21 protein-coding genes are annotated in these 24,464 nt (G+C 69.8%); 7 read left to right on the top strand and 14 right to left on the bottom strand.

All coding sequences use genetic code 11. The features are described from left to right. Nucleotides 1-2 precede the first annotated feature (2 nt). Complete coding sequence (locus tag KY661_RS10770) at nucleotides 3-902, top strand: GvpL/GvpF family gas vesicle protein (RefSeq protein WP_225410108.1); 900 nt, start codon at nucleotides 3-5, stop codon at nucleotides 900-902. Nucleotides 903-911: 9 nt separating this feature from the next. Here KY661_RS10770 and KY661_RS10765 read toward each other — a convergent pair whose 3' ends face one another. Beyond that, nucleotides 912-2,198, bottom strand: a complete 1,287-nt coding sequence (locus tag KY661_RS10765) for an MFS transporter (protein ID WP_225410107.1) — start codon at nucleotides 2,196-2,198, stop codon at nucleotides 912-914. 113 nt (nucleotides 2,199-2,311) lie between these two features. Further along, on the bottom strand, nucleotides 2,312-3,142 hold the full coding sequence (locus KY661_RS10760; protein ID WP_225410106.1) for a helix-turn-helix domain-containing protein: 831 nt from the start codon (nucleotides 3,140-3,142) through the stop codon (nucleotides 2,312-2,314). Nucleotides 3,143-3,283: 141 nt separating this feature from the next. Between KY661_RS10760 and KY661_RS10755 the strand changes: the two genes are divergently transcribed. Continuing rightward, complete coding sequence (locus KY661_RS10755; RefSeq protein ID WP_225410105.1) at nucleotides 3,284-3,709, top strand: hypothetical protein; 426 nt, start codon at nucleotides 3,284-3,286, stop codon at nucleotides 3,707-3,709. A gap of 22 nt (nucleotides 3,710-3,731) precedes the next feature. Here the strand turns inward: KY661_RS10755 and KY661_RS10750 are convergent, their stop codons facing one another. The 6 genes from KY661_RS10750 to KY661_RS10725 all read right to left on the bottom strand — a co-directional run bounded on the left by KY661_RS10750 (nucleotide 3,732) and on the right by KY661_RS10725 (nucleotide 10,563). Next, nucleotides 3,732-4,454 (bottom strand): LysM peptidoglycan-binding domain-containing protein, encoded by a 723-nt coding sequence (locus KY661_RS10750; RefSeq protein WP_225410104.1) that lies wholly within the window; start codon nucleotides 4,452-4,454, stop codon nucleotides 3,732-3,734. A 99-nt stretch (nucleotides 4,455-4,553) separates the two neighbouring features. Next, nucleotides 4,554-5,543 carry a hypothetical protein gene (locus KY661_RS10745; RefSeq protein ID WP_317987244.1) on the bottom strand — a complete coding sequence of 330 codons (990 nt, stop codon included), beginning with the start codon at nucleotides 5,541-5,543 and terminating at the stop codon, nucleotides 4,554-4,556. Nucleotides 5,544-5,554: 11 nt separating this feature from the next. Further along, the gene (locus KY661_RS10740; RefSeq protein ID WP_225410102.1) at nucleotides 5,555-7,414 is read right to left on the bottom strand and encodes a Gldg family protein; all 1,860 of its coding nucleotides are present in this window, start codon (nucleotides 7,412-7,414) and stop codon (nucleotides 5,555-5,557) included. Continuing rightward, the gene (locus KY661_RS10735; RefSeq protein WP_075004643.1) at nucleotides 7,411-8,133 is read right to left on the bottom strand and encodes an ABC transporter permease; all 723 of its coding nucleotides are present in this window, start codon (nucleotides 8,131-8,133) and stop codon (nucleotides 7,411-7,413) included. Before KY661_RS10735 ends, KY661_RS10740 begins: the two co-directional genes overlap by 4 nt. Continuing rightward, entirely contained in the window at nucleotides 8,130-9,071 is a 942-nt protein-coding gene (locus tag KY661_RS10730) for an ABC transporter ATP-binding protein (RefSeq protein WP_225410101.1), read from the bottom strand. The genes KY661_RS10735 and KY661_RS10730 overlap by 4 nt, the downstream gene beginning before the upstream one ends. Before the next feature lie 61 nt (nucleotides 9,072-9,132). Then, on the bottom strand, nucleotides 9,133-10,563 hold the full coding sequence (locus KY661_RS10725; protein WP_225410100.1) for a TIGR01777 family oxidoreductase: 1,431 nt from the start codon (nucleotides 10,561-10,563) through the stop codon (nucleotides 9,133-9,135). A gap of 32 nt (nucleotides 10,564-10,595) precedes the next feature. On the opposite strand from KY661_RS10725, the gene KY661_RS10720 reads away from it, so the two are divergent. Together KY661_RS10720 and KY661_RS10715 are read left to right on the top strand one after the other, a co-directional pair. Then, complete coding sequence (locus KY661_RS10720) at nucleotides 10,596-11,567, top strand: L-threonylcarbamoyladenylate synthase (protein ID WP_225410099.1); 972 nt, start codon at nucleotides 10,596-10,598, stop codon at nucleotides 11,565-11,567. Nucleotides 11,568-11,623: 56 nt separating this feature from the next. Then, complete coding sequence (locus tag KY661_RS10715) at nucleotides 11,624-12,634, top strand: hypothetical protein (protein WP_225410098.1); 1,011 nt, start codon at nucleotides 11,624-11,626, stop codon at nucleotides 12,632-12,634. Here the strand turns inward: KY661_RS10715 and hemH are convergent. The 6 genes from hemH to KY661_RS10685 all read right to left on the bottom strand — a co-directional run bounded on the left by hemH (nucleotide 12,582) and on the right by KY661_RS10685 (nucleotide 20,862). After that, entirely contained in the window at nucleotides 12,582-13,676 is a 1,095-nt protein-coding gene (gene hemH, locus KY661_RS10710) for a ferrochelatase (RefSeq protein ID WP_075004639.1), read from the bottom strand. The two genes, KY661_RS10715 and hemH, sit on opposite strands and share 53 nt — an antisense overlap. A gap of 5 nt (nucleotides 13,677-13,681) precedes the next feature. Continuing rightward, on the bottom strand, nucleotides 13,682-14,065 hold the full coding sequence (apaG, locus tag KY661_RS10705) for a Co2+/Mg2+ efflux protein ApaG (RefSeq protein ID WP_075004638.1): 384 nt from the start codon (nucleotides 14,063-14,065) through the stop codon (nucleotides 13,682-13,684). Nucleotides 14,066-14,077: 12 nt separating this feature from the next. After that, a complete protein-coding gene (locus KY661_RS10700; protein ID WP_225410097.1) occupies nucleotides 14,078-15,028 on the bottom strand; it encodes a TerC family protein in 951 nt (316 codons plus the stop codon). Nucleotides 15,029-15,121: 93 nt separating this feature from the next. After that, on the bottom strand, nucleotides 15,122-17,275 hold the full coding sequence (glgX, locus tag KY661_RS10695) for a glycogen debranching protein GlgX (RefSeq protein WP_225410096.1): 2,154 nt from the start codon (nucleotides 17,273-17,275) through the stop codon (nucleotides 15,122-15,124). Beyond that, a complete protein-coding gene (gene treY, locus KY661_RS10690) occupies nucleotides 17,272-20,370 on the bottom strand; it encodes a malto-oligosyltrehalose synthase (RefSeq protein WP_263436866.1) in 3,099 nt (1,032 codons plus the stop codon). Before treY ends, glgX begins: the two co-directional genes overlap by 4 nt. A 171-nt stretch (nucleotides 20,371-20,541) precedes the next feature. Next, nucleotides 20,542-20,862 carry an SWIB/MDM2 domain-containing protein gene (locus KY661_RS10685; protein WP_225410095.1) on the bottom strand — a complete coding sequence of 107 codons (321 nt, stop codon included), beginning with the start codon at nucleotides 20,860-20,862 and terminating at the stop codon, nucleotides 20,542-20,544. A 258-nt stretch (nucleotides 20,863-21,120) separates the two neighbouring features. Here KY661_RS10685 and KY661_RS10680 point away from each other — a divergent pair, with 258 nt between their 5' ends. The 3 genes from KY661_RS10680 (at nucleotide 21,121) to KY661_RS10670 (ending at nucleotide 24,453) form a co-directional block, all read left to right on the top strand. Then, nucleotides 21,121-22,098: an NAD-dependent epimerase/dehydratase family protein gene (locus tag KY661_RS10680; protein ID WP_225410094.1), complete on the top strand. Its 978-nt coding sequence runs from the start codon at nucleotides 21,121-21,123 to the stop codon at nucleotides 22,096-22,098. Between the two features lie 64 nt (nucleotides 22,099-22,162). Next, on the top strand, nucleotides 22,163-22,828 hold the full coding sequence (locus tag KY661_RS10675; protein WP_075004634.1) for an HAD family hydrolase: 666 nt from the start codon (nucleotides 22,163-22,165) through the stop codon (nucleotides 22,826-22,828). A gap of 11 nt (nucleotides 22,829-22,839) precedes the next feature. After that, on the top strand, nucleotides 22,840-24,453 hold the full coding sequence (locus tag KY661_RS10670) for a lactate racemase domain-containing protein (RefSeq protein ID WP_075004633.1): 1,614 nt from the start codon (nucleotides 22,840-22,842) through the stop codon (nucleotides 24,451-24,453). Nucleotides 24,454-24,464: the final 11 nt, after the last annotated feature.

Genomic DNA, 24,464 nt, shown 5'->3' with positions numbered 1-24,464 from the left:
ACATGGCCCGGCCCCCCGTCCGGAAAGGAAGTTCCCGAACCGCCAAGCGTCCGGCGAAGCGCCAGCCGCCCCCGGCCGTCGATCCTCCCCGCCCCGTCGCCGAGCCCGAGCCCCTTCGCGCCGCGCTTCCCGCGTCCGAAGGGCTCATCCCGGCGCACGGCGTCTATGTCTATGGCGTGCTGCGCACGGAGGAAGCGCTGCGCTTTGGCCCCATCGGGCTGGGCGTGCCCCCCGCCGAGGTGAGCACCCTCGTGTACCGGGGGCTGGGCGCCGTCGTCTCGAAGGGCCCCCTGGGGGTGCCGGACCCGACGCGCGACAACGTGCTGACGCACCACCGGGTGCAGGAGGCGGTGATGCGCGAGCACACGCTGCTGCCCACGGCCTTTGGCCTCACCTTCCCCTCCCCCGAGGACGTCACGGAGCTGCTGCGCGCGGCGCATGACGCCCTCAGCGGCGTGCTGACGCGGCTGGAGGGGCACGTCGAGCTGGGGCTCAAGGTGCTCTGGGACCAGGACCGGGTGGCCCGCGAGCTGGAGCTGGCGGACGCGGAGCTGGGGCACCTGGCGCTCCAGCCTCCGGGCAGTCCTGGCCACCTGGAGTACGCGCGCAAGCTGGAGGGGGCACTTCAGGAGCGGGCGCGGCGGGAGGGCGAGGCGCTGGTGGACGCCCTGCGGCCCGTAGCCGCGGCGGCCCGGGTGGTGAGCCCCGTGGGCGAGCGGATGATGCTCAACGCCGTCTTCCTCGTGGCCCGCGAGCGCGAGGCCGCCTTCGACTCGCGGGTCAAGTCGCTCGCCGCGAACCACGCGATGCTGACGTTCCAGTTCACCGGCCCCTGGGCGCCCTACCACTTCGCGGACATCCGGCTGCGGCTGACGCGGGAAGAACCTCCGAAGAACCGCTGAACCCCGGGCTCAGTGCGCGGAAGCGGCCGCCGGGGGCTCCTCCCCGGGAAGGGGCTCGCGGGCGGCCTGCTCCAGATCATCCACCCGCCGCAGCTCGGGAAAGGCCGTGGCCCAGAGCGCCACCACCACCAGCGTTCCCAGCGCCCCAGACACCACCGCCGCCACGGGCCCCAGGTGTTCGGCGAAGGCGCCCGCGCGGAACTCTCCCAGCTCGTTGGAGGCGCCCACGCACATCATGTTCACCGCGCCCACGCGGCCACGCATCTCATCCGGCGTGGCCACCATCTCCAGCGTGCCGCGCACCACCACGCTCACCATGTCCGCCGCCCCCGCCACCGCCAGGGCCACGACGGACAGGGGCAGCCAGCGGCTGAGCCCGAAGGCGAGCGTCGCCAGGCCGAAGATGCCCACCGAGATGAACATCTTCCACCCGGCCCGGCGGCCCAGGGGGCGGGAGGCGAGCACCACGGCCACCGCGGCGGCGCCCAGGGCCGGCGCGCTGCGCAGCAGGCCCATGCCCCAGGGCCCGGTGTGCAGCACGTCCCGCGCGTAGATGGGCAGCAGGGCCACCGCGCCGCCGAACAGCACCGCGAACAAGTCGAGGGTGATGCTGCCCAGGAGCACCCGCTGGCGGCGCAGGAAGCGGAACCCCGCCAGGACCGACTCCACGGAGAACGAGGAGTTGGAGGACCGCCCCGTCCTCACCTTCAAGGACACCGTCCACAGCACGCTGAGCGCGCACAGCGACGCGGAGCCGATGTATGCGCCCTCGGCCCCCGCCCAGCCATAGAGGAGCCCGCCCACCGCGGGGCCGGCAATGGTGGCCACCTGCCAGCTGGTGGAGTTGATGGCCACGGCGCGCGTGAGGTCCTCGGCGGGCACCAGGCGGGGGGTGAGCGCCGAACCGGCGGGCGCGTAGAAGGCCCGCGCGGTGCCGAAGAGCATCAGCACCCCGTAGACGAAGCGCACGTCCTGGATGTGGCCCAGCGAGAAGACCAGGAGCAGCAGGCTGCACACCAGCATGACGGCCTGGCACACCACCAGGATGGCGCGGCGATCCACCCGGTCCGCCAACTGGCCGCCGATGAGGGCGAAGGCGAAGAAGGGCACGAACTGCGCCAGGCCCGTGTAGCCCAGCGCCAGCGCGCTCCCGGTCATCTCGTAGACTTGCCAGCCGATGGCCACCGATTCGATCTGGACGGCCAGCACCGCGCACAGCCGGGCCAGCTGGTAGAGCCGGAAGTCGCGGTGGCGGAAGACGGACAACGGATGGGAAGGGCCTGTGGGAGATGCCATGGAGTCATGCGCCTCTAACCCAAGCCTCTCATGGCCGCCAGACGCGGCGCGCCGTCCCAGGCAGGGCAGCTCCCCTCCGCCAGGCTGCCTCCACGCACATCACCCCGCCAAGCTCAGGCGGCCGGGGGAGCAGCCTGCTCGGAGAGCCTTCGCAAGGCCTCGGCGGTCGCGGGGTCCGCGGGGAAGAAGGACTCGATCGCGAGCTCGGAGAGGGTGATGTCGATGGGGGTGCCAAAGACGGTGATGGTGCTGAAGAACGAGAGGACCCCCACGGCCGTCTCCAGGCGCAGGGGCACCACGACGCCCACCGGCCCGGACTCCCGGCCCTTGCCGTGCGCGGGGCCCTCCGGGGCGGGATAGCCCCGGAGCTCGTCATGGAGCGCGGAGAGGACCGGATCGGCGTTGAGGTCCACCTGATGCCGGAGCCGCGCGAGCAGGTGGGCCCGCCACTGCGCCAGGTTGAGGATGCGCGGCGCGAGCCCGGCGGGGTGCAGGCTGAGCCGCAGGACATTGACCGGGGGCTGGAGCAGCTCGGGCGCGATGCCCGTCAACAGGGCCCCCAGGGCGCGGTTGGCCGAGACCAGGCGCCAGTGCCGGTCCACGGCGAGCGCGGGATAGGGCTCGTGGCCCTTGAGGACGAGTTCCACCGCCTCCCGCGTGGCCTGGAGGGCCGGATCATCCAGGCTCCGCTCGGCGTAGACGGGGGCGTACCCGGCGGCCATCAACAGGGCATTGCGCTCGCGCAGCGGTACCTCCAGCTCCTCGGCGAGGTGGAGCAGCATCTCCCGGCTGGGCTGAGAGCGGCCCGTCTCCAGGAAGCTGACGTGCCGACTGGAGACATCCGCGCGGCAGGCCAGGTGGAGCTGGCTGAGGCCACGGCGCTCACGCCACTGGCGCAGCAGCGCGCCCACGGGACGTCCGGTGGAAGGGCTCGGGGTTGCCATGGCCCGACGATAGGAGCCCGGCGTCATCGCGCCAATTCCCTCCGAGGTAATCGACTCCGGCACCCCGGCCACGCATTTTGTGCCTGAAACCACGGGGGTTTCGTCCCGCCGCGGCGGCCCCCTTTTCAGGAGATGCGTGCGATGAACGCGATGAATTCAGTGACGGCTTCGATGTCGGCGTCGTGGAACCTGCTGCGCCGGGCGCTGCTGGCCGATGGGCTCGTCAGTGGTGCCACCGGGGGGCTCATGCTGGCCGCGGCCGCGCCCCTGGGCGGCCTGCTGGGGCTCAACGAGACCCTGCTCCGGATGGCGGGCCTCAGCCTGCTGCCCTTCGCCGCCCTGCTGGTGTTCCTGGCCTCCCGGGCGTCCGTCTCCCACCGGCTCGTCTGGGCCATCGTGGGCTACAACCTGCTGTGGGCGCTCGACAGCGTGCTGCTGCTGGTGACCGGATGGGCGGACCCCACGGCCCTGGGCTACCTCTTCACCCTGGGCCAGGCGCTGGCGGTCGCGGCCTTCGCGGGACTTCAGTACGCCGGACTGCGGCGCGTGCGCCCGGCACTGGCGTGACGGGCGAGGCCGGGGGCGCTGCTCAGCCGCGGTACTGGTGGACCGACAGGATGGGGTAGTTCATCGACGTCATCGAGATGCGCTGCGAGCCATCCGCGTTCACGTTGTTGGAGCCGATGAACTGGGGCTTGCCGTTCTTCATCCCGGCGAACATCACCACGTGGTGGCCCCCCGGCGTCTTCATGCTCACCACGTCGCCCGGCTTCGCATCGGCCAGCGAGACGCGCTTGAAGTTCGGATCCTTGTCCAGGTTGGCCTGCAGGCCCGTCACCGCGTTGTGGTGCTGGCCGTTCTTGATCTGCCCGGCCTGCTCCAGGCACGCGGAGACGAAGTTGGCGCAGTTGACGTTGTTGGGGACCCAGTCCTCCATGTCCGAGCCCACGCCGCCCTTCTCCAGCTTCAGGCTGCCGGCGTTCTTGCCGAGATGGCTCTTGGCGATGTCGAAGGGGCTCCCCTTGGGGCCCTGCGAGGCCGGGCCCGTGGCGCCGGGCGCCTGGGTGCTGGGGGCCGAGGGACGGCTGGAGCCCGGACGCGAGGGCTGGGCGGCCTCGAAGCTGTCGCGCTGCCCGGGGATGTTCAGGCTGCGGCCCGCGTAGATCTTGTTGGCGTCCTTGATCTGCGGGTTCGCCTTCATCAGCGCGCTGACCGTCGTGCCCTTCGCCTTGGCAATCCCCGACAGCGTGTCCCCGTAGTTGATCTTGTAGTTTCCGGACGACGGCTGGCTGCGGATGGCGGCGGTGCTCATTTGGAGGCCCCTTCGGTCGAGCAGGTGATTTCGAATTGATTCTCGAATCATGAGGAAGAGAGTTGCTTCCCACCCCGCTTTTTTCCCCGGAAAGAGCGCTCAGTCCGCCTGACTCACCTTGACGGCCTCCGAGGCGAGCGTGTCCACACCGGAGGGAAGCTTCGCCCAGCCCGCCAGGTGCTCGGTCTTCAGGAAGAAGCCGCCCTGGAGCCCCCGCGCCACGAGGACGAAGCCCAGGGGCTTCCCGCCCTGGCGGAACTCCACGCGGAACACCTCTTCCGGTGCGCCGCCCGCCGGCTCCTCGCCCTTGCCGAGCAGGTCCGTCGGCACGAGCCTCCACACCCGGTCGAACCAGTTGCGGACGAACTCATCCTGCTTGTCCGGGGCGCTCTGCGGGGCCACGGTCACGGGGGACGGCGGCTTGCCGTTCACCACAAAGGCGCGCGAGTTCTTCCCCTGGAAGACCGTGAAGGCATCGAAGCCCCCCATCTCGAAGGTGTGCTTGCGGCGGTCCACGAGCCGGCTCGACGCATTCTCCAGGTCCGGCAGGAGCGCGGGCCCCAACAGGAAGACCCGGCCATCCTCGCGGCGCAGGTACGGGCTGCCCCAGGACGTCCCCGAGGGAGACGCCACGGTGAAGGTCTGCTCGCGCCCCTCCACCGTCAGCGTCAGCTTCCGGGGGCTGTTCGTCAGCCCCAGTTCCTCCAACTTCTTCGCGTCGAGCTCTCCCAGGGCCCGCGTGGCCTTCAAGGGCGCCAGGCGCTTCCACAAGCCCTTCGCCGTCTCGTTGCCACGCAGCTCCCGGGGAGGCGTGGGCGGAGGCACCCCACCCGCATCGGCGACACCGCCATCCGCGGCGGCCACGGCCGGCTGCGGCTGGGTCTCGAGCCGCAACCAGACCGTCTCCTCGTCGTTCGGGTCCCGGGACAGCTCCGTGGTCCGGGCTGCATCCTCGTACCGCACCCGCTGGAGCGACCGCGGGGACACATCCAGGACGGTGACTTCGCCGGGCATCCCCTCGGGCTCGCGCTGCCAGACGAGGAAGGCCGCCACCAGCCCCGCCACCGCGAGCGCGCCTTGAATTGCCACCCCTCTCGTGTTCATCGCGCACCCCCTTCCGCCACGTCCCGCGGCGCGCGCTTGCCCCGCCGCCGGGTCACGAAGAAGCCCACCCCCAGCACCAGCATGGGTCCCAGGAAGACGGTCGCGTAGAACCAGGCGACGTCCTGCTCGCGCGTATGCTGGATGGGAACATCCTCCTCACTGGACACGGCCCCGGAGATGGCCTCCTCGCCGGTGAGCCAGCGCAGCGTGTCCATCACCAGGTAGGCGTTGGCCAGGTTCGGCACCACCCCGTCCGATAGGGCGTCCGAGTCCCCCATCACCACGGCCCGCATGAGTTCCTTGCCGGGACCAGGGGACTTCTCCACGGCCACCACGAGCGGCCAGGTGCGGCGCTCCTCGCCGGGGTCCTCCGTGAAGTCGCGGTCCTTGTCGAGGAACGTCGCCTCGTGGGATTTCACCGTGATGTCCTGCCCCAGCCCGGGCGGCAGCGGGTTGCGCGGCTCCAGGGCCCCCGCGCTCAAGAACGCCACCGGCGCCTGGGTGCCCAGCGAGGAGAGCGTGGACACAGAGGGGTGCGAGGAGAACGTCGAGGTGCCCAGGTTGCCCCGGTCGCTCGGCTGACGCGTGGCGCGGAAGAACACCTGGTCGTTGGCCAGCGGCGTGTTGAGGTAGCGCAGGCCCAGCGGCTCCAGGAGCGCATCAGACGAAGGCCCGTCGGGGTCCAAGGCGATCCACAGCCGTCCGCCCCGCTCCGCATACTCGCGAAGGGTGGCCACCTCCTCCGGGAGGAAGTCCTTCGTGGGCCCCATGAGCACCACCACCGCCGCGTCGCGCGGCACCTCCGAGCCCAGGCCCTCGGATGCCCCCAGGTTCTGCAGCTCCACGTTCTGCGCGCGGAGCAGCTCCTTGAGCTGGTTGATGCCCGCCCGGGCTGCCTCTCCCGGCGCGGCGCGCCCATCCGAGCGCTCGCCATGGCCCGTGGTGAAGTAGACGACCCGGCGGGGCCGGGCCACCGTCAGCAGCCGCCGCTGGACCTCCTGGTCCAACCGCTGGAGCTGCCCGCGGGCCCGGTCCAGCTCCAGCCCCACCGTATACACTTCGCGCTTCTCGCCCTTGGAGAAGACGACCACGCCGTTGGTGGTCACCCCCAGCGTCCGGGCCCGGGCCGGCTCCACGGCCTGGTCCAGCCGCTCCACCTGGAGCTGGGAGGACTCCCCGGCCAGCTCCCGGAAGTACTGCTCCACCTGGCTGCCCACGTCATTGGCCGGGGGGAAGAAGGACGTCACCTGGAGGGGCTCGTTGAGGCCCCGTACCACCTTGCGCGTGGACTCCCCAGGCCGGGCGGTGCGGAAGTAGGACAGATCCCACGTCGCATCGAGCTGGGTGGCCACGTACATGGCCGAGAAGGCGAAGATGAGCACGAAGGCCGTGCCCAGCCCCGCGAACAGGGCGCCCCGGGCCCGCTCGGTCTCCAGCACCGGCGCGCGCACCATGGCCGCGGCGGAGACTTCCAGCAGCGCCAGCGGCACCAGTCCCAGGACGAGCAGCGCCGGGAAGAGCACCTGGAAGGCCACGGCCAGCTTCGGCGCGGCCTGGGCCAGGGGCGTGCCCAGCAGCCGCGTCCCCAGCTCCGTCTGGGCGGTGTAGAGCACCAGCCCTGTGAAGGCCACCGCGTAGCAGATCAGCGTCCAGCGCCAGAGCACCCGGCGCTCCCCGCTCACCCGCATCAGGCGCACCGCGCCCCAGGCGATGATGCCCAGGAGCACCAGGAGGCGCAGCACCATGACGGCGGTGAGCGAGGTGCCCGCCCCGGCGATGCGCTCGGCGATGAGGCCGCCCACCAGCACGGCCACGAACAACACCGTCGAGGGAAGACTGCTGGCGCGCGCGCTCATCGCCACCTCCGCGCCTCGAGCACCCGCGTGGCCCCGAAGAGCGCCACATAGGTGACGAGGAGGTAGTAGGCGACGTCCCGGACATGCACCAACCCGGCCTGGAAGGGCGGGAAGTGCTGGTTCCACAGGGACAGCGCGCTGAACACATCCGACAGCGGCTGGGCGGTGATGCGCGCCAGCAGCCAGCAGACGATGAGCCCCACCAGCATGCACGCGGTGAGGATGGCGGCCAGGAGCTGATTGCGCGCCAGCGCCGAGCCGAGCGTGCCCACCGCCAGGGACGCGCTGCCCAGCAGCAGCAGCCCCAGGTAGCCCGCGGCGATGTGCCCGGCGGACACCTTGCCGTTCACCATCACCATCAGCGGCATGTACACCGTGCACACGAGGTACAGCGCGAGGAACACCAGCCCGGCCAGGTACTTGCCCAGCACGATGTCCCGGTCCCGCACCGGCGAGGAGTACAGCAACGGCAGCGTGCCCGCCTGGCGCTCCTCGGCCAGCAGGCGCATGGAAATGAACACGGAGGCCACGATGGTGAAGCCGCTCGAGTAATAGAAGAAGTTGGACAGCACGGTCGCGGAGCGCTCCGCCGCCTTGCCCAGGGCGAACGCGTTGAAGAACAGGCCATTCAACGCGAGGATGACCGCGATGATGAGGTAGCCGCTGAGCGTGCGCAGGTACCCCGCGAGCTCGCGGCGGGCAATGAGCAGGGCTTTCATGAGGCCACCTCCCGGGACATGGCCCCTCCGCTCTGCGTCAGCCGCAGGAAGATGGACTCCAGCCGCTCGGCGCCCCGGTCCAGCCGCAGCAGCTCCAGCCCCGCGCCCACCAGCGCCTGCGCCACCCTCGGCCGCAGCTCCGGCGAGGCCTCCACGCGCAACCCCACCACCCCACCCTCCTCGTGCGTCACGCTCACCGGCCCCACGTCCTGGAGCGCCGCGAGCGCCCGGGCCTTGTCCCCACGCACCTCCACCTCGATGGAGCCGCCGCCCAGCTTGCGCGCCAGCTCCTCCTCCGCGCCCTGCGCCACGAGCTGCCCGCCGTGGACGATGAGCAGCCGGTCACACGTCTCGCTGATCTCCGGCAGGATGTGGCTGGACACGAGCACCGTGTGCGAGCCCTTGAGCCCCCGGATGAGCTCGCGCATGCCGCGAATCTGCGCCGGGTCGAGCCCGCTGGTGGGCTCATCCAGGATGAGGAACGCGGGCCGGTGCACCAGCGCCTGCGCCACCCCCACACGCTGGCGGTACCCGTGGCTGAGCGTGGAGATGAGCGCCCCGTCCACCTCGCGCAGGCCCGTCTTCGCCTCCGCCTCGGCGACGTGGGCCGGTGTGTCCTTCGCCGCCACCCCGCGCAGCTGGGCCACGAAGGCCAGGTACTCGCCCACCGTCATCTCGTCGTACAGCGGCGGGGTGTCCGGCAGGAAGCCAATGCGCTGGCGGACCGCGTGGGGATCCTTCACCACGTCGAACCCGTCGATGACGACCCGGCCCGAGGTGGGCAGCAACACACACCCCAGGATCTTCAGCGTCGTCGTCTTCCCGGCGCCGTTGAGCCCCAGAAAGCCGATGACCTCGCCCTTGCCGATGGAGAAGGAGAGGTCTCGAACCGCCGCATGCTCGCCGTAGTACTTGCTGAGCCCTTCCACCTGAATCATCGGGGACCCTCTGTACCGTGCGGAAAAATGCGCGTCCTAAATGGCTCAGCCGGCATGATTGTCAAGGCTCTTTGGACGCGGGGCCGTGCACGAACCGGGGCCCCGCTGTGGTGCGTCCGAGCGTGAAGCGAAGGGCCTCCTCCAGCTCGGAATGGAGGAAGGAGAACCCCTGACGCTGGGCGGCCTCGGGCAGCACGTGGGCGCCGTCCAGCAGCGCCTCCTGGCCCATCTGGCCGAACACGGTGCGCACCGCCACCGCGGGCAGCGGGAACACCGAGGGCCGCGAGAGCACCCGCCCCAGGGTCCGGGCGAACGCCTCCTGCCGCACGGCCTGGGGGGCCACCGCATTGACGGGCCCGCTCAGCCCAGGCGTCATCAGGGCGAAGTGCGCCAGCCCCAGCACATCCTCCAGCGACACCCAGCTCAACCACTGCTGGCCGCTGCCCACGCGCCCGCCTCCGCCCATGAGAAACGCGGGCACCAGCTTCGCCAGCGCCCCCCCGCGCGCGTCCAGCACCACGCCGATGCGCAGGTGGACCACCCGGATGCCCGCCTCCCGCGCCGGGGCCGCCGCCGCCTCCCAGTCCCGGACGACGCTGGCCAGGAACCCCTCGCCCGAGCCGCTCGCCTCCGTGAGGCGCTCATCCCCCCGGTCCCCGTAGAAGCCAATGGCCGAGGCGCACACCAGGACACGCGGCTTGCGCGGGAGCCGCGCCAGCGCCTCGCACAGCACCCGGGTGCCCTCCGTGCGGCTGCGGCGGATGCGCTCCTGGGCTGCGGGCGTCCAGCGCTGCGCCACGTTCTCGCCGGCCAGGTGCACCACCGCGTCCACGCCCTCCAGCGCCGCGGCGTCGATCTCTCCCCGCGAGGGGTTCCAGGCCACATCCCCCCGGGCCGCCTCCGCCCGTCCCCGGACCAGCCGCCGCACCCGGTGGCCGCCCGTGGTGAGGAAGGGCACGAGCGCCGCCCCCACCAGCCCCGAGGCGCCACTCACCGCCACCGTGAGAGGGCCCGCGTCCGCGAAGGCCGCATGCCGCTGGAGGTCCGCGCGCAGCAGGGTGTGCCGGTACGAGAACATCCGCTCCAGCGTGCGGCGCGCGAACCCTCCGCCCACCCCCTGCCCCAGGGCCCCCAGGGGCAGGGCGTACTCCACCGCGTCCTCCATCACCGAGGCCGTGTGCGACTCGGGCAGCATCCGGTGGGTATGCACCCAGCGCGCGAAGGGGCCCGACACCTGCTCATCCTGGAAGAGAAAGCCCTCCTCGTACCGCGTGTGCCGGGCGACCCACTTCCGGGGGACCGGCCCCAGGCGCATCCGCATCACCGCCTGGGCCCCCTCGCGAATCCCCTCCCCGCGGCGCTCCAGGACTTCCATGGTTTCCCACGGGGGGGTCAGCCGCTCGAAGGCCCCCTCCCGGGTGTGCCAGGCGAACAGCTCCGGGGCGGAAACTGGCATCTGACTGCGCGCATCGAATACCCGTGACTTGCCCATGACCCCTCCCAGCGCAACAGTGCAGGCCGCGCATGCTTACCCCGGACCGCATTGACCGCGCAGTGGAAATCCTGAGGCGCGGGGGCGTCATCGCCCTGCCCACGGAGACGGTGTACGGCCTGGCCGCCAACGCCGAGGACGAGCTGGCCGTGCGCCGCGTCTTCGCCATCAAGGGCCGCCCCGCCACCCACCCCCTCATCGTCCACCTGCCCCGCGCCGAGGCCCTGCCGGACTGGGCCCAGGCCATTCCCCCCGAGGCCTGGACGCTGGCCGCCGCCTTCTGGCCGGGGCCGCTCACGCTGGTGCTGCGCCGCACCGCGCGCGCCACCGACGCCGTCACCGGAGGCCAGGACACCGTGGCCCTGCGCGTGCCCCAGCACCCCGTGGCGCTCGCGGTCCTCTCCGCCCTGGGCGGCGGCCTGGCGGCCCCCAGCGCCAACCGCTTCGGCCGGGTCAGCCCCACCACCGCGGGCCACGTGCGCGAGGACCTCGGGGACGACGTGGACCTCCTCCTCGATGGAGGCCCATGCACGGTGGGCGTGGAGTCCACCATCGTGGACCTCAGCGCCGGGGAGCCCGCCATCCTCCGGCCCGGGGGGCTCGCCGCCGAGGAGCTGGAGCGCGTCCTCGGGCGCCCCGTCCCGGTCCGCGCTGCCTCCTCCGTGCGCGTCTCCGGCTCCCTCGCCTCGCACTACGCTCCCCGGGCGGGGGTGACGCTCGTGGAGCCCCCGGAGGCCAGCGCCCGGGCGAAGGCCCTGCTCGGCCAGGGCGTGCGGGTGGGGGTGCTCGGCCCCGCCACCCTGGCGCTGCCGCCGGGCGTGCCCCGCTTCGACATGCCCGAGGACCCCGTGGGGGCGGCCCATGACCTGTACCTGCGCCTGCGCGAGGCGGACCTCGCGGGCCTGGACCTGCTCCTGGCCTGTCTTCCCCCCGCGAAGGGCCTGGGCCTCGCCGTGAGGGACCGCCTGGCCCGGGCCGCCGCCCCCAGGACCCCTGGCACTTGAAGGACCGCCCCCACTCCGATATCCCGCTCTCCGCTTCTCCCAAGGAGTGTGCCTTCGTGAAGCGCAGCCTCTTCCTCGTTCTGAGTGTCCTCTGCGCGTGCAAGGACTCGCCGCGCGGCGAGATGGAACCCATCCCCCGCCCCGCCGGGTATCAGGAGCCCGCGCCCCAGCCCGAGGTGAAACGGCCCGCGGAGCCCGTGGACCCCAGCAAGGTGCTGCTGCGCTGGAAGCTCGCCGTGGACTCCCCGCTCGCCCTGCGGCTGGAGGGCACGCCCGAGAAGGGCTCGGCCCCTGCCCCCGCCACGAAGAAGGGCAAGGGGGCCAAGGCGGCCCCTTCGCCGGAGCCTGCCGCCGCTTCCAGGGCCCTGAACATCGTCTATGTCCTCCAGCAGCCCGAGACGGGAGACCTCCTCCTGCGCGTCGCCCCCGAGGGAGGAACGCCCGACCAGGGGACCGTCAGCGAGCGGGGCTTCGTGCTGGATGGCCTCGACAGCACCACGCGCACCCTGGCGGCCCTGATGATGGAGCTGCCCCGGGACCGGGTCGGCCTCGGGGACAAGTGGGCCCTGGGCGCGGACCTCGTGGACACCGCCCCTTTGGGCCCGGGCTTCGCCACGAAGACGTCCACCCTGCGCAACAGCGTGAAGCTCACCGCCCTGACCGCCGAGGGCGACGAGCAGGTGGCCACGCTCGAGTACGATTTGCACGAAAGCATGGGCGGCGTGCTCACCCCGCAGCAGGGCCCCTCGCGCATCCACCTCCACGGCCACGGCAAGTCCCCCCTCGCGAAGAAGAAGGCGGCGGAGGACCACGACCACGAGGCGGAGAAGCCCAGCGGTGCCGCCCGCGACGTGAGCACCACCGTCACGGTGACGGGGCGCGGGGAGTTCCTGGTGAAGGCGGGCCGCTGGCGCACCTGGCAGGGCTCGCTCTCGGCGAGGACGGAGGGCTACACCCCGAAGTCCCCCACCCGCGCCACGTCCCAGGTGCCGGAGGGGACGTACGCGCTGCGGCTCACCCCGCTGGATGCGGTCCCGGCAGGGCTGAAGCTCGAAGCCCTGAAGTAGCAGCGGGCGCGGTGCCGTCCGCGCTCCGCACCAGGTTGCACACGGCGTCCACCCACGTGGGGTGGGCGTTCAGCGACGGGACGAGCGTGAGGGACTCGCCCCCGCAGCCCAGGAACTGCTCCCGGGCCCGCAGGCCAATCTCCTCCAGCGTCTCCAGGCAGTCGGCCACGAAGGCCGGACACATCACCGCCAGCCGCTTCACGCCCTTCTGGGCCAGCTCCGGGAGCACCAGGTCCGTGTAGGGCTTCACCCACGGCGTCCGGCCCAGCCGGGACTGGAACGAGGTGGTGTAGCCACCGGCCGGCAGCCCCAGCCGCTCCACCAGGGCCCGCGTGGTGGCGAAGCACTGGGCGCGGTAGCAGTTGCGGTTCACCGCGGTGAGCACGTCACAGCAGCCCGCGGAGGCCAGACAGTGCTGCCCGGACGGATCGCTCTTGCGCATGTGGCGCTCGGGCAGCCCGTGGTAGCTGAACAGCACATGGTCCGCGCGCGCCTCGGCGATGACGGGCCGCGCCACCGCCGCGAAGGCCTCCAGGAAGCCCGCGTCATCGTGAAAGGCCGGCAGCGTCTTCACCGGCGACACGTCCCAGGCCTCCTCCAGCACCTCATAGATGCGGGCCCGGGTGGAGCTGGAGCTGGACGTGGCCTCCTGCGGATAGAGCGGCAGGACGATGAACTCGGACACCCCGCGGGCCCGGAGCGCGCGCACCGCGGCCGGGAGCGAGGGGTTGCCGTAGCGCATGGCCAGCTCCACCTCGTACTCGCCCGCCAGACGCCCGGCCACCGCCGAGGCCAGGGCCCGGCCGTGCACGAGCAGGGGCGAGCCCTCCTTCGTCCACACCTTCTGGTAGGCCTCGGCGCTCCGGGCGGGCCGGAACGGCAGGATGACCAGGTTGAGCAGCATCCAGCGGCCCACGGGGTGGATGTCCAGCACCCGGGGGTCGCTCAGGAACTCGCGCAGGTAGCGGCGCACCGGCCCGGCCTCGGGCGCATCCGGCGTGCCCAGGTTGACGAGCAACAACCCTTTCTTCACGGTGGACATGGGGCTCAGTGCAGCGCGTGGGGCAACGTCAGGGCGAACTCGCCAATCTGGGCGTCGAACTGCAAGCCGTTGGGGCGCACCAGCGCATAGCTGCCGCGCATGGAGCCAAACGAGGTGCGCAGCATGGCCCAGCTCGTGTACTCGAAGCGCTCGCCGGGCTCCAGCCGGGGTTGCTTTCCCACCACGCCCTCCCCCTTCACCTCTTCGATGCGTCCGTTGGCGTCGGTGATGATCCAGTGGCGGCTGCGCAACTGCGCGGGGAGGTTGCCCACATTGGCGATCTCCACCGTGTACATGAACGCGTAGTGCCCGGACTCCGGGGCGCTGCGCTCGGGCCAGTAGGAGGGCTTCACGGTGATGCGGATGCCCTCCGTGGTCGTCGTGGACATGGCTTGACCTCTTTAAGTCTTCGCGCTCTCGCGGTCATGGCCCGGATCCGGCGCCTTCGGCCAGATGAGCGAGGCGACGATGCTGGCCAGCAGGATGCCGGCAATCACGCCCAGAGAAATCCCGATGGGCACGTGAAAGTCGAAGTAGGTGACCAACATCTTCACGCCCACGAAGCCGAGGATTCCCGACAGGCCCACCTTGAGGAAGTGGAACTTGTCCATGAGGCTGGCCACCACGAAGAACAGCGAGCGCAGCCCGAGGATGGCGCACACGTTGGACGTGTAGATGATGAACGGGTCCTGGCTGATGCCCAGCACCGCGGGGATGGAGTCCAGGGCGAACAGCAGGTCCGTGGCCTCCACCACCAGCAGCACCACGAACAGCGGCGTCACCTTGAGCTGCCCGCGCTCCCTCAAGAAGAACTTGCTGCCCTCGCCCAGGTGCGCCACGGGCAGCGTGCGGCGGGCCATCTTGACGATCCACTTCTGCTCCGGGTCCACCTCCTCGTCCTTGGACACCAGCATCTTCACCGCGGTGAAGACCAGGAAGGCGCCGAAGACGTAGATGATCCAGTGGAAGCGGGACACCAGCGCCGCGCCGGCGATGATGAGCACCGCGCGCATGATGAACGCGCCGACGATGCCCCAGAACAGCACCCGGTGCTGGTGCTCGGCCGCCACCCGGAAGTAGCTGAACACCATCAGGAAGACGAACAGGTTGTCGACCGACAGCGAGTACTCGACGACGTAGGCGGTGAACCACTGCAGCGCCGGGGTGGGCCCCGAGAAGTACCAGATGCCCGCGCAGAACAGCAGGCTGATGCTGATCCAGACCGCCGTCCAGATGCCTGCCTCCTTCGGCGAAACCGCATGGTCCTTACGGTGGAAAAGGCCCAGGTCGATCGCCAGCATCGCGATGACGAAGAGGTTGAAGCCTACCCAGAGCGCGACTTGCGTGTTCACGAGCGGATCCCGAGTGGTGCGAAAGGGTGAACGCTACCCACATGCATCGGACGTTCTCCAGTTCCCTTGCCTAACGCGTCCCCGGCCCGCTGGCTACAACTCTGTCGCCGGTCTGCGCAGAACCACCAGGGAGCGGCCCGCCACCTGGATCTTCCCGCCCGCGGGCGTGTGGATGTGGGAGCAGTCCCCGGCCACGGTGGTGTCCACCACGCGCTCCCAGTCCGCCCCCCACTCGATGGCCGGCAGCAGGAACGTCACCGGCTCGTGGTGGGCGTTGGAGAGCACCAGCAGCGTGTCGCCGACGACGCGGTGCCCCTGGTCATCCAGGGTGGCGATGGCGTCCCCGCCCAGGAGGAAGCTCAGGGAGCGCACGTAGGGCTTCTCCCAGTCCTCCTTGCGCATCTCGTTGCCGTCCGGCCGGAACCACGCCAGGTCCTTCAGCTCGCTGTCCCAGATATGGGCGCCCCGGAAGAAGCGGCGCTTGGAGAGCACGGGCTGCTCGCGCCGCAGCCGGCTCATCCGCTCGGTGAACCCCAGCATCTCCTGCTGCCGGGGGCTCAGCGTCCAGTTCACCCAGGACAGGGCGTTGTCCTGGCAGTAGGCGTTGTTGTTGCCCTGCTGCGTGCGCCCCATCTCGTCGCCGGCCACCAGCATGGGCACGCCCTGGGAGATGAAGAGCATGGCCAGGAAGTTGCGCTTCTGCTGCTCGCGCAGGGCGTTCACCACCGCGTCGGAGGTCTCCCCTTCCACCCCGCAGTTCCACGAGTGGTTGTCATTGGCGCCATCCCGGTTGCCCTCCAGGTTCGCCTCGTTGTGCTTCTCCCCGTAGGTGACCAGGTCATGCAGGGTGAAGCCGTCGTGCGCGGTGACGAAGTTCACGCTGGCGGTGGGCTTGCGCCCCGAGAGCGAGAACAGGTCCGAGGAGCCCGTGAGCCGGTAGCCGATCTCCGCCGCCTGCCGGTCATCGCCCTTCCAGTACCGGCGGATGGTGTCGCGGTACTTGCCGTTCCACTCCGCCCAGAGCACCGGGAAGTTGCCCACCTGGTAGCCGAAGTCCCCCACGTCCCAGGGCTCCGCGATGAGCTTCACCCGGCTGAGCACCGGATCCTGGTGGAGAATCTGGAAGAAGGCCGCGCGCGTGTCGTAGCCGCCCCGGTCCCGCCCCAGCGTGGTGGCCAGGTCGAAGCGGAACCCGTCCACGTGCATCTCCTCCACCCAGTAGCGCAGGGAGTCCGCCACCAGTTTGAGGGCATAGGGATGCGTGGCATTCCACGAGTTCCCGCACCCGGTGAAGTCCAGGTAGTAGCGCGGATCCTTGTCGGTGAGCCGGTAGTAGGCCGCGTTGTCCAGGCCCTTGAAGGACAGCGTGGGGCCCAGGTGGTTGCCCTCGCAGGTGTGGTTGTAGACCACATCGAGAATCACCTCGATGCCGGCGCGGTGCAGCGCCTTCACCATCTGCTTGAACTCGGTGACCTGGCCGCCCCGGGAGCCCGAGGCGCTGAAGCGCGCATCCGGGGCGAAGTAGCCCAGCGTGTTGTAGCCCCAGTAGTTGGTGAGCCCCTTCTTCGTCAGGAAGGACTCGTCCACGGAGGCATGGATGGGCAACAGCTCCACGGCGGTGACGCCCAGCCGCTGCAGGTGCGCGATGACCGCCGGGTGGGCCAGCCCCGCGTAGGTGCCCCGCTGGGCCTCGGGCACCTCCGGGTGGAGCTTCGTGAAGCCCTTCACGTGCAGCTCGTACAGCAGCGTGCGGTGCCAGGGGATGGAGGGCAGCCGGTCCCCCTCCCAGTCGAAGTCCCCTCCGGCCAGCACCACCGCCTTGGGCACCCCGGCGGCGCTGTCGCGGGTGTCCATCGTCAGGTCCGCGTCCTTGTCCTGCTCGTCCACGCTCCGGTAGGCGTGGATGGGCGCGGACGGGTCGGCCTTGCCGTGCAGGGCCCGCGCGTACGGGTCCACCAGGAGCTTGTGGGGATTGAAGCGCAGGCCCTTCTTCGGCTCGTAGGGGCCGTGCGCCCGCAGGCCATAGAGCGTCCCGGGCTTCAACCCCGGGACGTAGCCGTGCCACACCTGGTGGGTGGTCTCCAGCAGCGGAAAGCGCCGGACCTCCTGGGTAGGATTCTCCGGATCGAAGAGGCAGACCTCCAAGCGCTTCGCGTGCTCACTGAAGACCGCGAAGTTGACCCCCTCCCCATCGAACGTCGCGCCCAACGGGTAGGGCTTCCCTGGAAGGACCTCCGCCTTCTTCATCCACTGCTCCTCTCTAGCAGGACCACCGGGAACCCAGCGAGCAACGGCGCCAGGGGCAGCACCACGCCACCCGTGACCCCGCGCTCGGGCCGCACCTGTCGTCCGGTGAACACGTCCCGGAACATCATGCCTCCATACGACTCCGGAAGGTCCACGAAAGTGCCCTCGTAGGCGCTGGAAAGCCCGCCGGCCTTGTCCATCGCATTCAGGGTGAAGCGCGGCACCACTGCCAGCACGGCCGCATCCCCCTGCTCCCGGGCGAACGCCACGGCCGCCTGGGCCCGGGGGCCGGACAGGTCCAGCGCCCGGTACGCGCCCGAGCGGAACAGGCTCGCCTGGCGCTGGCGCAGCCGCAGGCCCTCGGTGAGTACGTAGAGCTTCACGTGCCCGTCGTCCATGTGGGCCATCAGGCGGGCGCACAGCGCGGCGCGGTCCTTCGCGGCCTGCGCGTCCAGCGTCTCCAGGAGCTGGGCACGCACCGTGTAGTCCACCGGCCTGCGGTTGTCCGGATCCACCAGGGACAAATCCCACAGCTCGCACCCCTGGTAGGTGTCCACCACGCCCGGAGAGCCCAGCTTGAGCACCAGCTGCCCCACGGCGTTGAGCTGGCCTGCCCGCTCGATGTGGCGCTTGAATTGACGCACGTCGTCCAGGAAGGCCGAGGACTGCTTCGCATCGAAGCAGGCGTCCACGAAGCGGGCCACCGCCGCGTCATAGTCGGCGTCCGGGTTGGTCCACGAGGTACGGACCTTGGCCTCCTTCAGGGCCTTGGCCATGTAGTCGCGCACCCGGAGGTGGAAGGCCTCGAACTCCTGGGACGGGACGCTCTCGCCCATGGGCCAGGCGCCCACGAGCGTCTGGTACAGCAGGTACTCGTCGTTGCGCGAGGGGGCCGGGCCCGAGGGCAGCAAGGTGACGTGCCGGGCGTTGAGCTGCGCCCAGTGCAGGGCCTTCTGGCGCCACACGTCGGGCAGCTCGGTGAGCACGTTGAGCCGGGCGCGCACGTCCTCGCTGCGCTTGGTGTCGTGCGTGCTCGTGGTGAGCATGCTCGCGGGCCAGTGCTCGGCGCGCTCATGGTTGCGCTGGTGGAAGGTGGCGGTGCCGATGCCGAAGTGCTCGGGCTCGCCGCCCACCTCGTTGAGCGAGACGAGCCGGTTGTAGATGTAGAAGGCGGTGTCCTCCAGGCCCTTGGCCATCACGGGGCCCGTCACCTGCTGCAGCTTCATGGCGAAGCGCAGCATCTGCGCCCGCTCGTCCTCGTTGACGTGCTCCGGGTAGCGCCGCAGGAGGATGTCGCCCAGGAAGTCGAAGATGCTGGCGCTGGTGTTGGTGTTGGCCGCCTTGACCCGGGAGATGGTCCACTCGATGTACTGCACGTCCCGGGCGTCCAGCTCCGGCCGCCAGCCGTCCACATAGGTGCGGTACACGGGGAACAGCGCGATGAACTCCACGAGCGCGCGGCGCAAGCTGTTGAGCGTGAAGTCGCGGGTGCGGCGGTTGAGCTCCGAGATGCGGTTGAGCTCATGGGCGAGCATGTTGATCTCGCTCGACATGGCCGTGCGCATGATGAACTGCTTCTTCTCGTAGACGAGCTGCTCGAAGTCGGGCGCCTCGCCGATGAAGCGGTGGTAGGTCTCCGTCAGCGGCTTCTCCGCCTCCGGGTTCACGAACAGGCCGCCCACCGCGTTGGCGAAGCGGTAGCCGGTGGTGCCATGCACGGCCCACACCTCGGGGATGCGCTCCTTGCCCCCTTGGATCTTCTCCACCGACACGAAGAGCGCCTTGCGCAGCGGCGAGGCCGGGTCCTGTCCCGCCTCCTCCTGCCACCGCTGCGCCAGGCGCTGCTCCACCGCGGGCCAGCGCGCATCCTGCGTGCCGTGCTCGGCCTGGAAGTGCTTCTTCGCCCGCTCCAGGAAGAAGCGCTCCTGGAGCCGGAGGAAGTAGGCCGTCGGATCGAACAATCCATCCGGGTGATCGATGCGAAGCCCCGTGACGCAGCCGTCGCGCAGCCAGTCGAAGATGAGGGCATGGGCTTCGTCGAAGACGTCCGGATCCTCCACGCGGATGGCCGCCAGCCCATTGATGTCGAAGAAGCGCCGGTAGTTGATCTCCTCGCCCGCCACGCGCCAGTGCGCCAGCCGGTAGCAGCAGTGGGACAGCAGCGTGTCCAACTGATCGAAGGACCTGGGGTTGCCAGGGGTGCCGTTGAGGGCATTCACCCGGGCTTCCACGAAGGCGGCCACCTCGGGGCTCGCCTCCACCAGCGCCGCGAGCCGCCGCTTGATGACCTCCTTCTCGCGGTTGCGCTCGATGACCTTGGAGCGCTCCGTCTCGGTGCGCGAGGGCAGGTGCTCGATGCCGGTGAGGATGGACTGGAGCTCGATGAGGTGAGGGCTCGTGGCCCCCATCTTCGCCGTGAGCGCCTCCAGCTCCTGGTTCAGCACATAGCCATACTGGCGCGGGGCCAGCGGCAGGAAGTGCTCGTAGTACTGGATGAAGAAGGCCCCCTCGCGGAAGGTCAGCTTCAGCTCACCCCGCTCCAGGACGATGCCGTATTGGTCTCCCAGGATGGGCAGGAGCACCTTGTCGCGCAGCTCGGCCTTGACCGGGGCCCAGTCGATGTCGAAGTGCTTCGCGTACAGCGAGGACGGGCCGTTCTCCAGCACGTCGAACCACAGGGGGTTGAGCCGCTCGATGCCCATGTGGTTGGGCACCACGTCCACCACGTGCCCCAGGCGGTGCTCCTTCAGCGTCTGGCAGAGCGCCTGGTGCTCCTGCGGCGAGCCCACCTCGGGGTTGATCTGCTGGTGGTCCACGCAGTCATACCCGTGGGTGCTGCCCGGGGTGGCCTTCAGGTACGGGGAGGCATACAGATCGCTCACCCCCAGCCGGGCCAGGTACGGCACCACCTTGCGCGCATCCTCGAACCGGAAGCCTTGATGCAATTGAAACCGGTACGTGGACAGGGGCGTCCTGCGGGCATTCTCCAGCAGCTCCTCGCGCAGCCGCCCATACAGCGCCTCGGCCACCTGGGCCACCTCCCGCTCCACCTGCTGCGGCGTCGCGGCCTTCGCCTCTTTCGATCCGTCGAGCATTTTGGGGCAGAGAGGTAGAACCTCCCAAGGCCGTTGGCCAGTGCGCAGATGCCCGTCCGCCCTCTATCCAACGCTCGGCGCCCACGGGGGGCCCAAAAGAAGAGGGCCCGCCGTACCCGGCGAGCCCTCGAATGCCGCGTGCCCCCAAGAAGGGCCCGCTGCTGAAGCGGACTACTCCTTCAGGTGCTTGAAGGCGCCGGCGACCTCGGTCATCTTGATCTGCTTCTTGTTGCCGTAGACCTTCTTCAGGTTGTCATCCAGGTTGATGAGCTGGCCCTGGTTGAGACCGTGCTTCTTGAAGTAGTCCCACAGCTTCTTGATGACCGCGGTGCGAGGAAGCGGCTTGTCCCCGACGACGGCGGCGAGTTCGGGCGTAGGGTTGAACTCCTTCATGAACGCGGCGTTCGGCTTCTTGGCGCCGGCGGCCTTCTTCGCGGCGGGAGCAGCCTTCTTCGCAGCGGTCTTCTTCGCAGCAGCCTTCTTTGCGGCCATTCGGTTCTGTCTCCTCCCCTCCGAAGGGGACGTTGATTACGGCATGAACAATCTAGAGCCGTGGGGGCGTAGTAGCACGCCCGAGGCCGAAAAACAGCCCTCCCGTGCGTTTTTCCCTCGGAGAACGGACCTCGGAATCGCATCGGCCCCCTCGGCACGAGCCACGTTGATCCTCGGGTTTCCGCCTGCGCGCAAGTAATTCCCCGGACGGATTTTCCCTTGCCGCCGTGATGTATTTGGTTTTGAAAACAGCCGCACATGAATGCCCTCATCACCGGTGGAAATGGATTCCTGGGAACCTGGCTGGCCCGCGCGCTGGTGGCGCGAGGCGACGCCGTGACGTGCCTGCTGCGGCGCACCAGCGACGTGACGGGGCTCGCCGGGCTGCCCTATCGCCGGGTGGACGGAGATGTCACAGACCCCGCATCGCTGAAGCAGGCTGTAGCGGGCTGTGACGTGGTGTTCCACCTCGCGGGCATCCGGCGTGCCGCGGTGCGCGAGGACTTCATGCGCGTCAACGCCGAGGGCACGCGCCACGTGTGCGAGGCGCTCGTGCAGGCGGGCAGCCGGGCCCGGCTGGTGCTCTGCGGCTCCCTGTCCGCCTCGGGCCCCTCCTCGCTGGAGCGGCCCCACGTGGAGGAGGACCCGTTTCACCCGGCCGAGTGGTACGGCGAGAGCAAAGCCGAGGCCGAGCGCATCGTCCTGTCCTACGCGGACCGGCTGCCGGTGACGGTGGTGCGCCCCCCGCGCATCCTGGGCCCGGGCGACCACGAGAACCTCACCTTCTTCAAGCTGGTGCACCGCGGCATCCGGCTGGAGATTGGCGGCGGCCCCCGGCCCCTGACGCTGGTGGACGTGGAGGACGTGGTGGACCTGATGCTCCTGGTGGCCGAGCGGCCCGAGGCCCTGGGCCAGGCGTTCTTCGTGGCCGGGTCTCAGTACCTCTCGCTGGAGGCGCTGCAGGACATCGGCGCCCGGGAGCTGGGGCTCCACCCCCGCACGGTCCGTCTGCCCCCCTGGCTGCTCCGGGCGCTGGGGGCCGGGGCGGACGTCATCACCCAGGCCACCGGCCGCAAGCTGCCCCTGAACCGGAAGCTGGCGCGTCAACTCCTGGCCCCGGCCTGGACGTGCTCGGGGGCCAAGGCGGAGCGGCTGCTGGGCTTCCGGCCCCGCCGGGATTTGGCGGATTCCATCCGCCGCAGTGCGCGCTGGTACCAGGAACAGGGCTGGCTATAGAAATCCCCCCCCTTCCGGCGCCGTTGACACTCCCGGACAGGAATGTCAGGAAGCCGCCAGCCACATGCCCGCCAAAGCTGCCTTCTATGATGTCGACGGGACGCTCGTGAAGACGAATGTCGTTCACGTGTACGCCTATTACGCGATGAACCGCGGCTCGCTCCTGGGCATGGCCGGGCGCACCCTCGGCACCGTCGCCAGCCTGCCGTTGTTCGGCGCCCTGGACGCCTTCAACCGCAAGGTCTTCAACGAGTTCTTCTACCGGTACTACGAGGGGCTCAGCGAGGACCGGCTCCTCACGGTCGCCGAGGACATGTTCGAGGACGTGCTCAAGCCGGCCCTCTACGAGCAGTCCAAGGACCTCATCGCCGAGGCGCGCCGCTCCGGCTGCCGCATCGTGCTCGTCACCGGGGCGCTGGACTTCGCCATGCGCCCGCTTGCCCGCTACCTGGGCGCCGACGAGCTCATCGCCAACAAGATGCAGTTCGTGGGTGGCAAGGCCACCGGCAAGGTGATTCCGCCCATCATCGAGGGCGCCAACAAGGCCAACGCCATCCGCGACTATTGCGCCCGCGAGAGCTTGTCGCTGGCCCACTGCCACGGGTATTCGGACAGCTCCTCGGATTACGCCATGCTGGCCATCGTCGGCAGACCCACGGCGGTCAACCCCGACATGCGCCTGCGCTCCATCGCCCGGGCCTACAACTGGCCCATCCTCGATCTGAAGTGAAAAGCCCTCCCATGCGCCCCATCAAGACGCTCCAGAAGCTCCACGACGAGGAAAGCCAAGTCGTCATCACCGAGAAGGGCAGCCCCCCGCGCGCCCTGTTCTCCGGGGAGAACTTCCTGCTCGAGGACCTGCCGGTCGGCACGCGGGTCATCTTCCCCCGTCCCCCCATGGAGGGGGTGCCCAACGTCAAGGCCGCCATCCGCTGGGCCATCAACCACCCGGAGGGCATGGACCCGCTGCACGCCCTGCTGCGCCCGGGCATGAAGCTCACCTGCGTCATCGACGACATCTCGGTGCCGCTGCCGCCCATGGTCACCCCGGACGTGCGGCAGAGCATCCTGGAGATCGTCCTGGAGCTGGCGGCCGACAGCGGCGTGGACGACATCCACCTGCTCATCGCCAACGCCCTGCACCGCCGCATGACCGAGGGCGAGATGCGGCGCATGGTGGGCACGAAGATCTTCGACGCCTACTACCCGGACCGCTACTACAACCACGACGCGGAAGACCCCGACGGCATCACCGAGCTGGAGCGCACCGCCCACAACGAGGTGGTGGCCGTCAACCGGCGCGTGGCCGAGAGCGATCTCATCGTCTACGTGAACGTGAACTTCGTGCCCATGAACGGCGGGCACAAGTCCATGGGCACCGGCGTGACGAACTACGCCTCGCTCCAGGCGCACCACAACCCGAAGACCATCCGGGACTCCGACAGCTACATGGAGCCCAAGGCGAGCGCGCTCTACAAGAGCAACTCGCGCATCGGCACGGTCATCGACAAGCACCTGAAGGTCTTCCACATCGAGACCACGCTGAACAACCGCATGTTCGGCGCCCCCACGGACTTCCTGGCCAAGAAGGAAGAGGACTACACCGAGGCGGACCGGCTGAAGTTCCAGGCAATGCGCTTCGCGCTGGGGAAGATGCCGCGCGCGGTGGCCCGCAAGGTGCTCAACGCCATCCCCGCGCCCTATGACGTCACGGGCGTGTACGCCGGGGCCACCGAGCCCGTGCACGTCAAGACGCTGGAGACGAGCTGGAAGCAGTACTCGGTGCCGGTGCAGGGGCAGAGCGACATCGTCATCTTCCCCATCCCGTTCATCTCGCCCTACAGCGTCAACTCCATCCTCAACCCGCTGCTCGTGCAGGTGATGGGGCTGGGCTACTTCTTCAACCTCAACCGCGGCATTCCGCTGGTGAAGAAGGGCGGCGTGCTCATTCTGCTGCACCCGGCCTACGACGAGTTCGATCCCGAGCACCACCCCAGCTACATCGAGTTCTTCAACCGCATCCTCCCGGAGACGCGGGACTCGATGAAGCTCCAGCACAAGTACGAGCGCGAGTTCGCGGAGAACCCCAGCTACGTGCACCTGTACCGCAAGGGCAATGCCTACCACGGCGTGCACCCCTTCTACATGTGGTACTGGGGCGAGAACGGCCGCCAGCACGTGGGCAAGGTCATCGTCGCCGGGGCGGAGAACAACCACGTGCCCGCCCTGCTCGGCTGGGACCGGACCGACACCCTCACCGAGGCCATCGAGGAGGCCCGCGGCTTCATGGGCCGCTCGGCCACCATCAGCCTGCTCCGCATCGCGCCCACCCTGCTCGCGGACGTGAAGCTCTGAACCGCGCCCCT

The sequence above is a fragment of the Allostigmatella hybrida genome (assembly GCF_020103775.1).
Taxonomy (GTDB): domain Bacteria; phylum Myxococcota; class Myxococcia; order Myxococcales; family Myxococcaceae; genus Hyalangium; species Hyalangium aurantiaca.
Note: the sequence above shows the minus strand (reverse complement) of the source record. Positions and strands in the feature narration are given on the sequence as shown.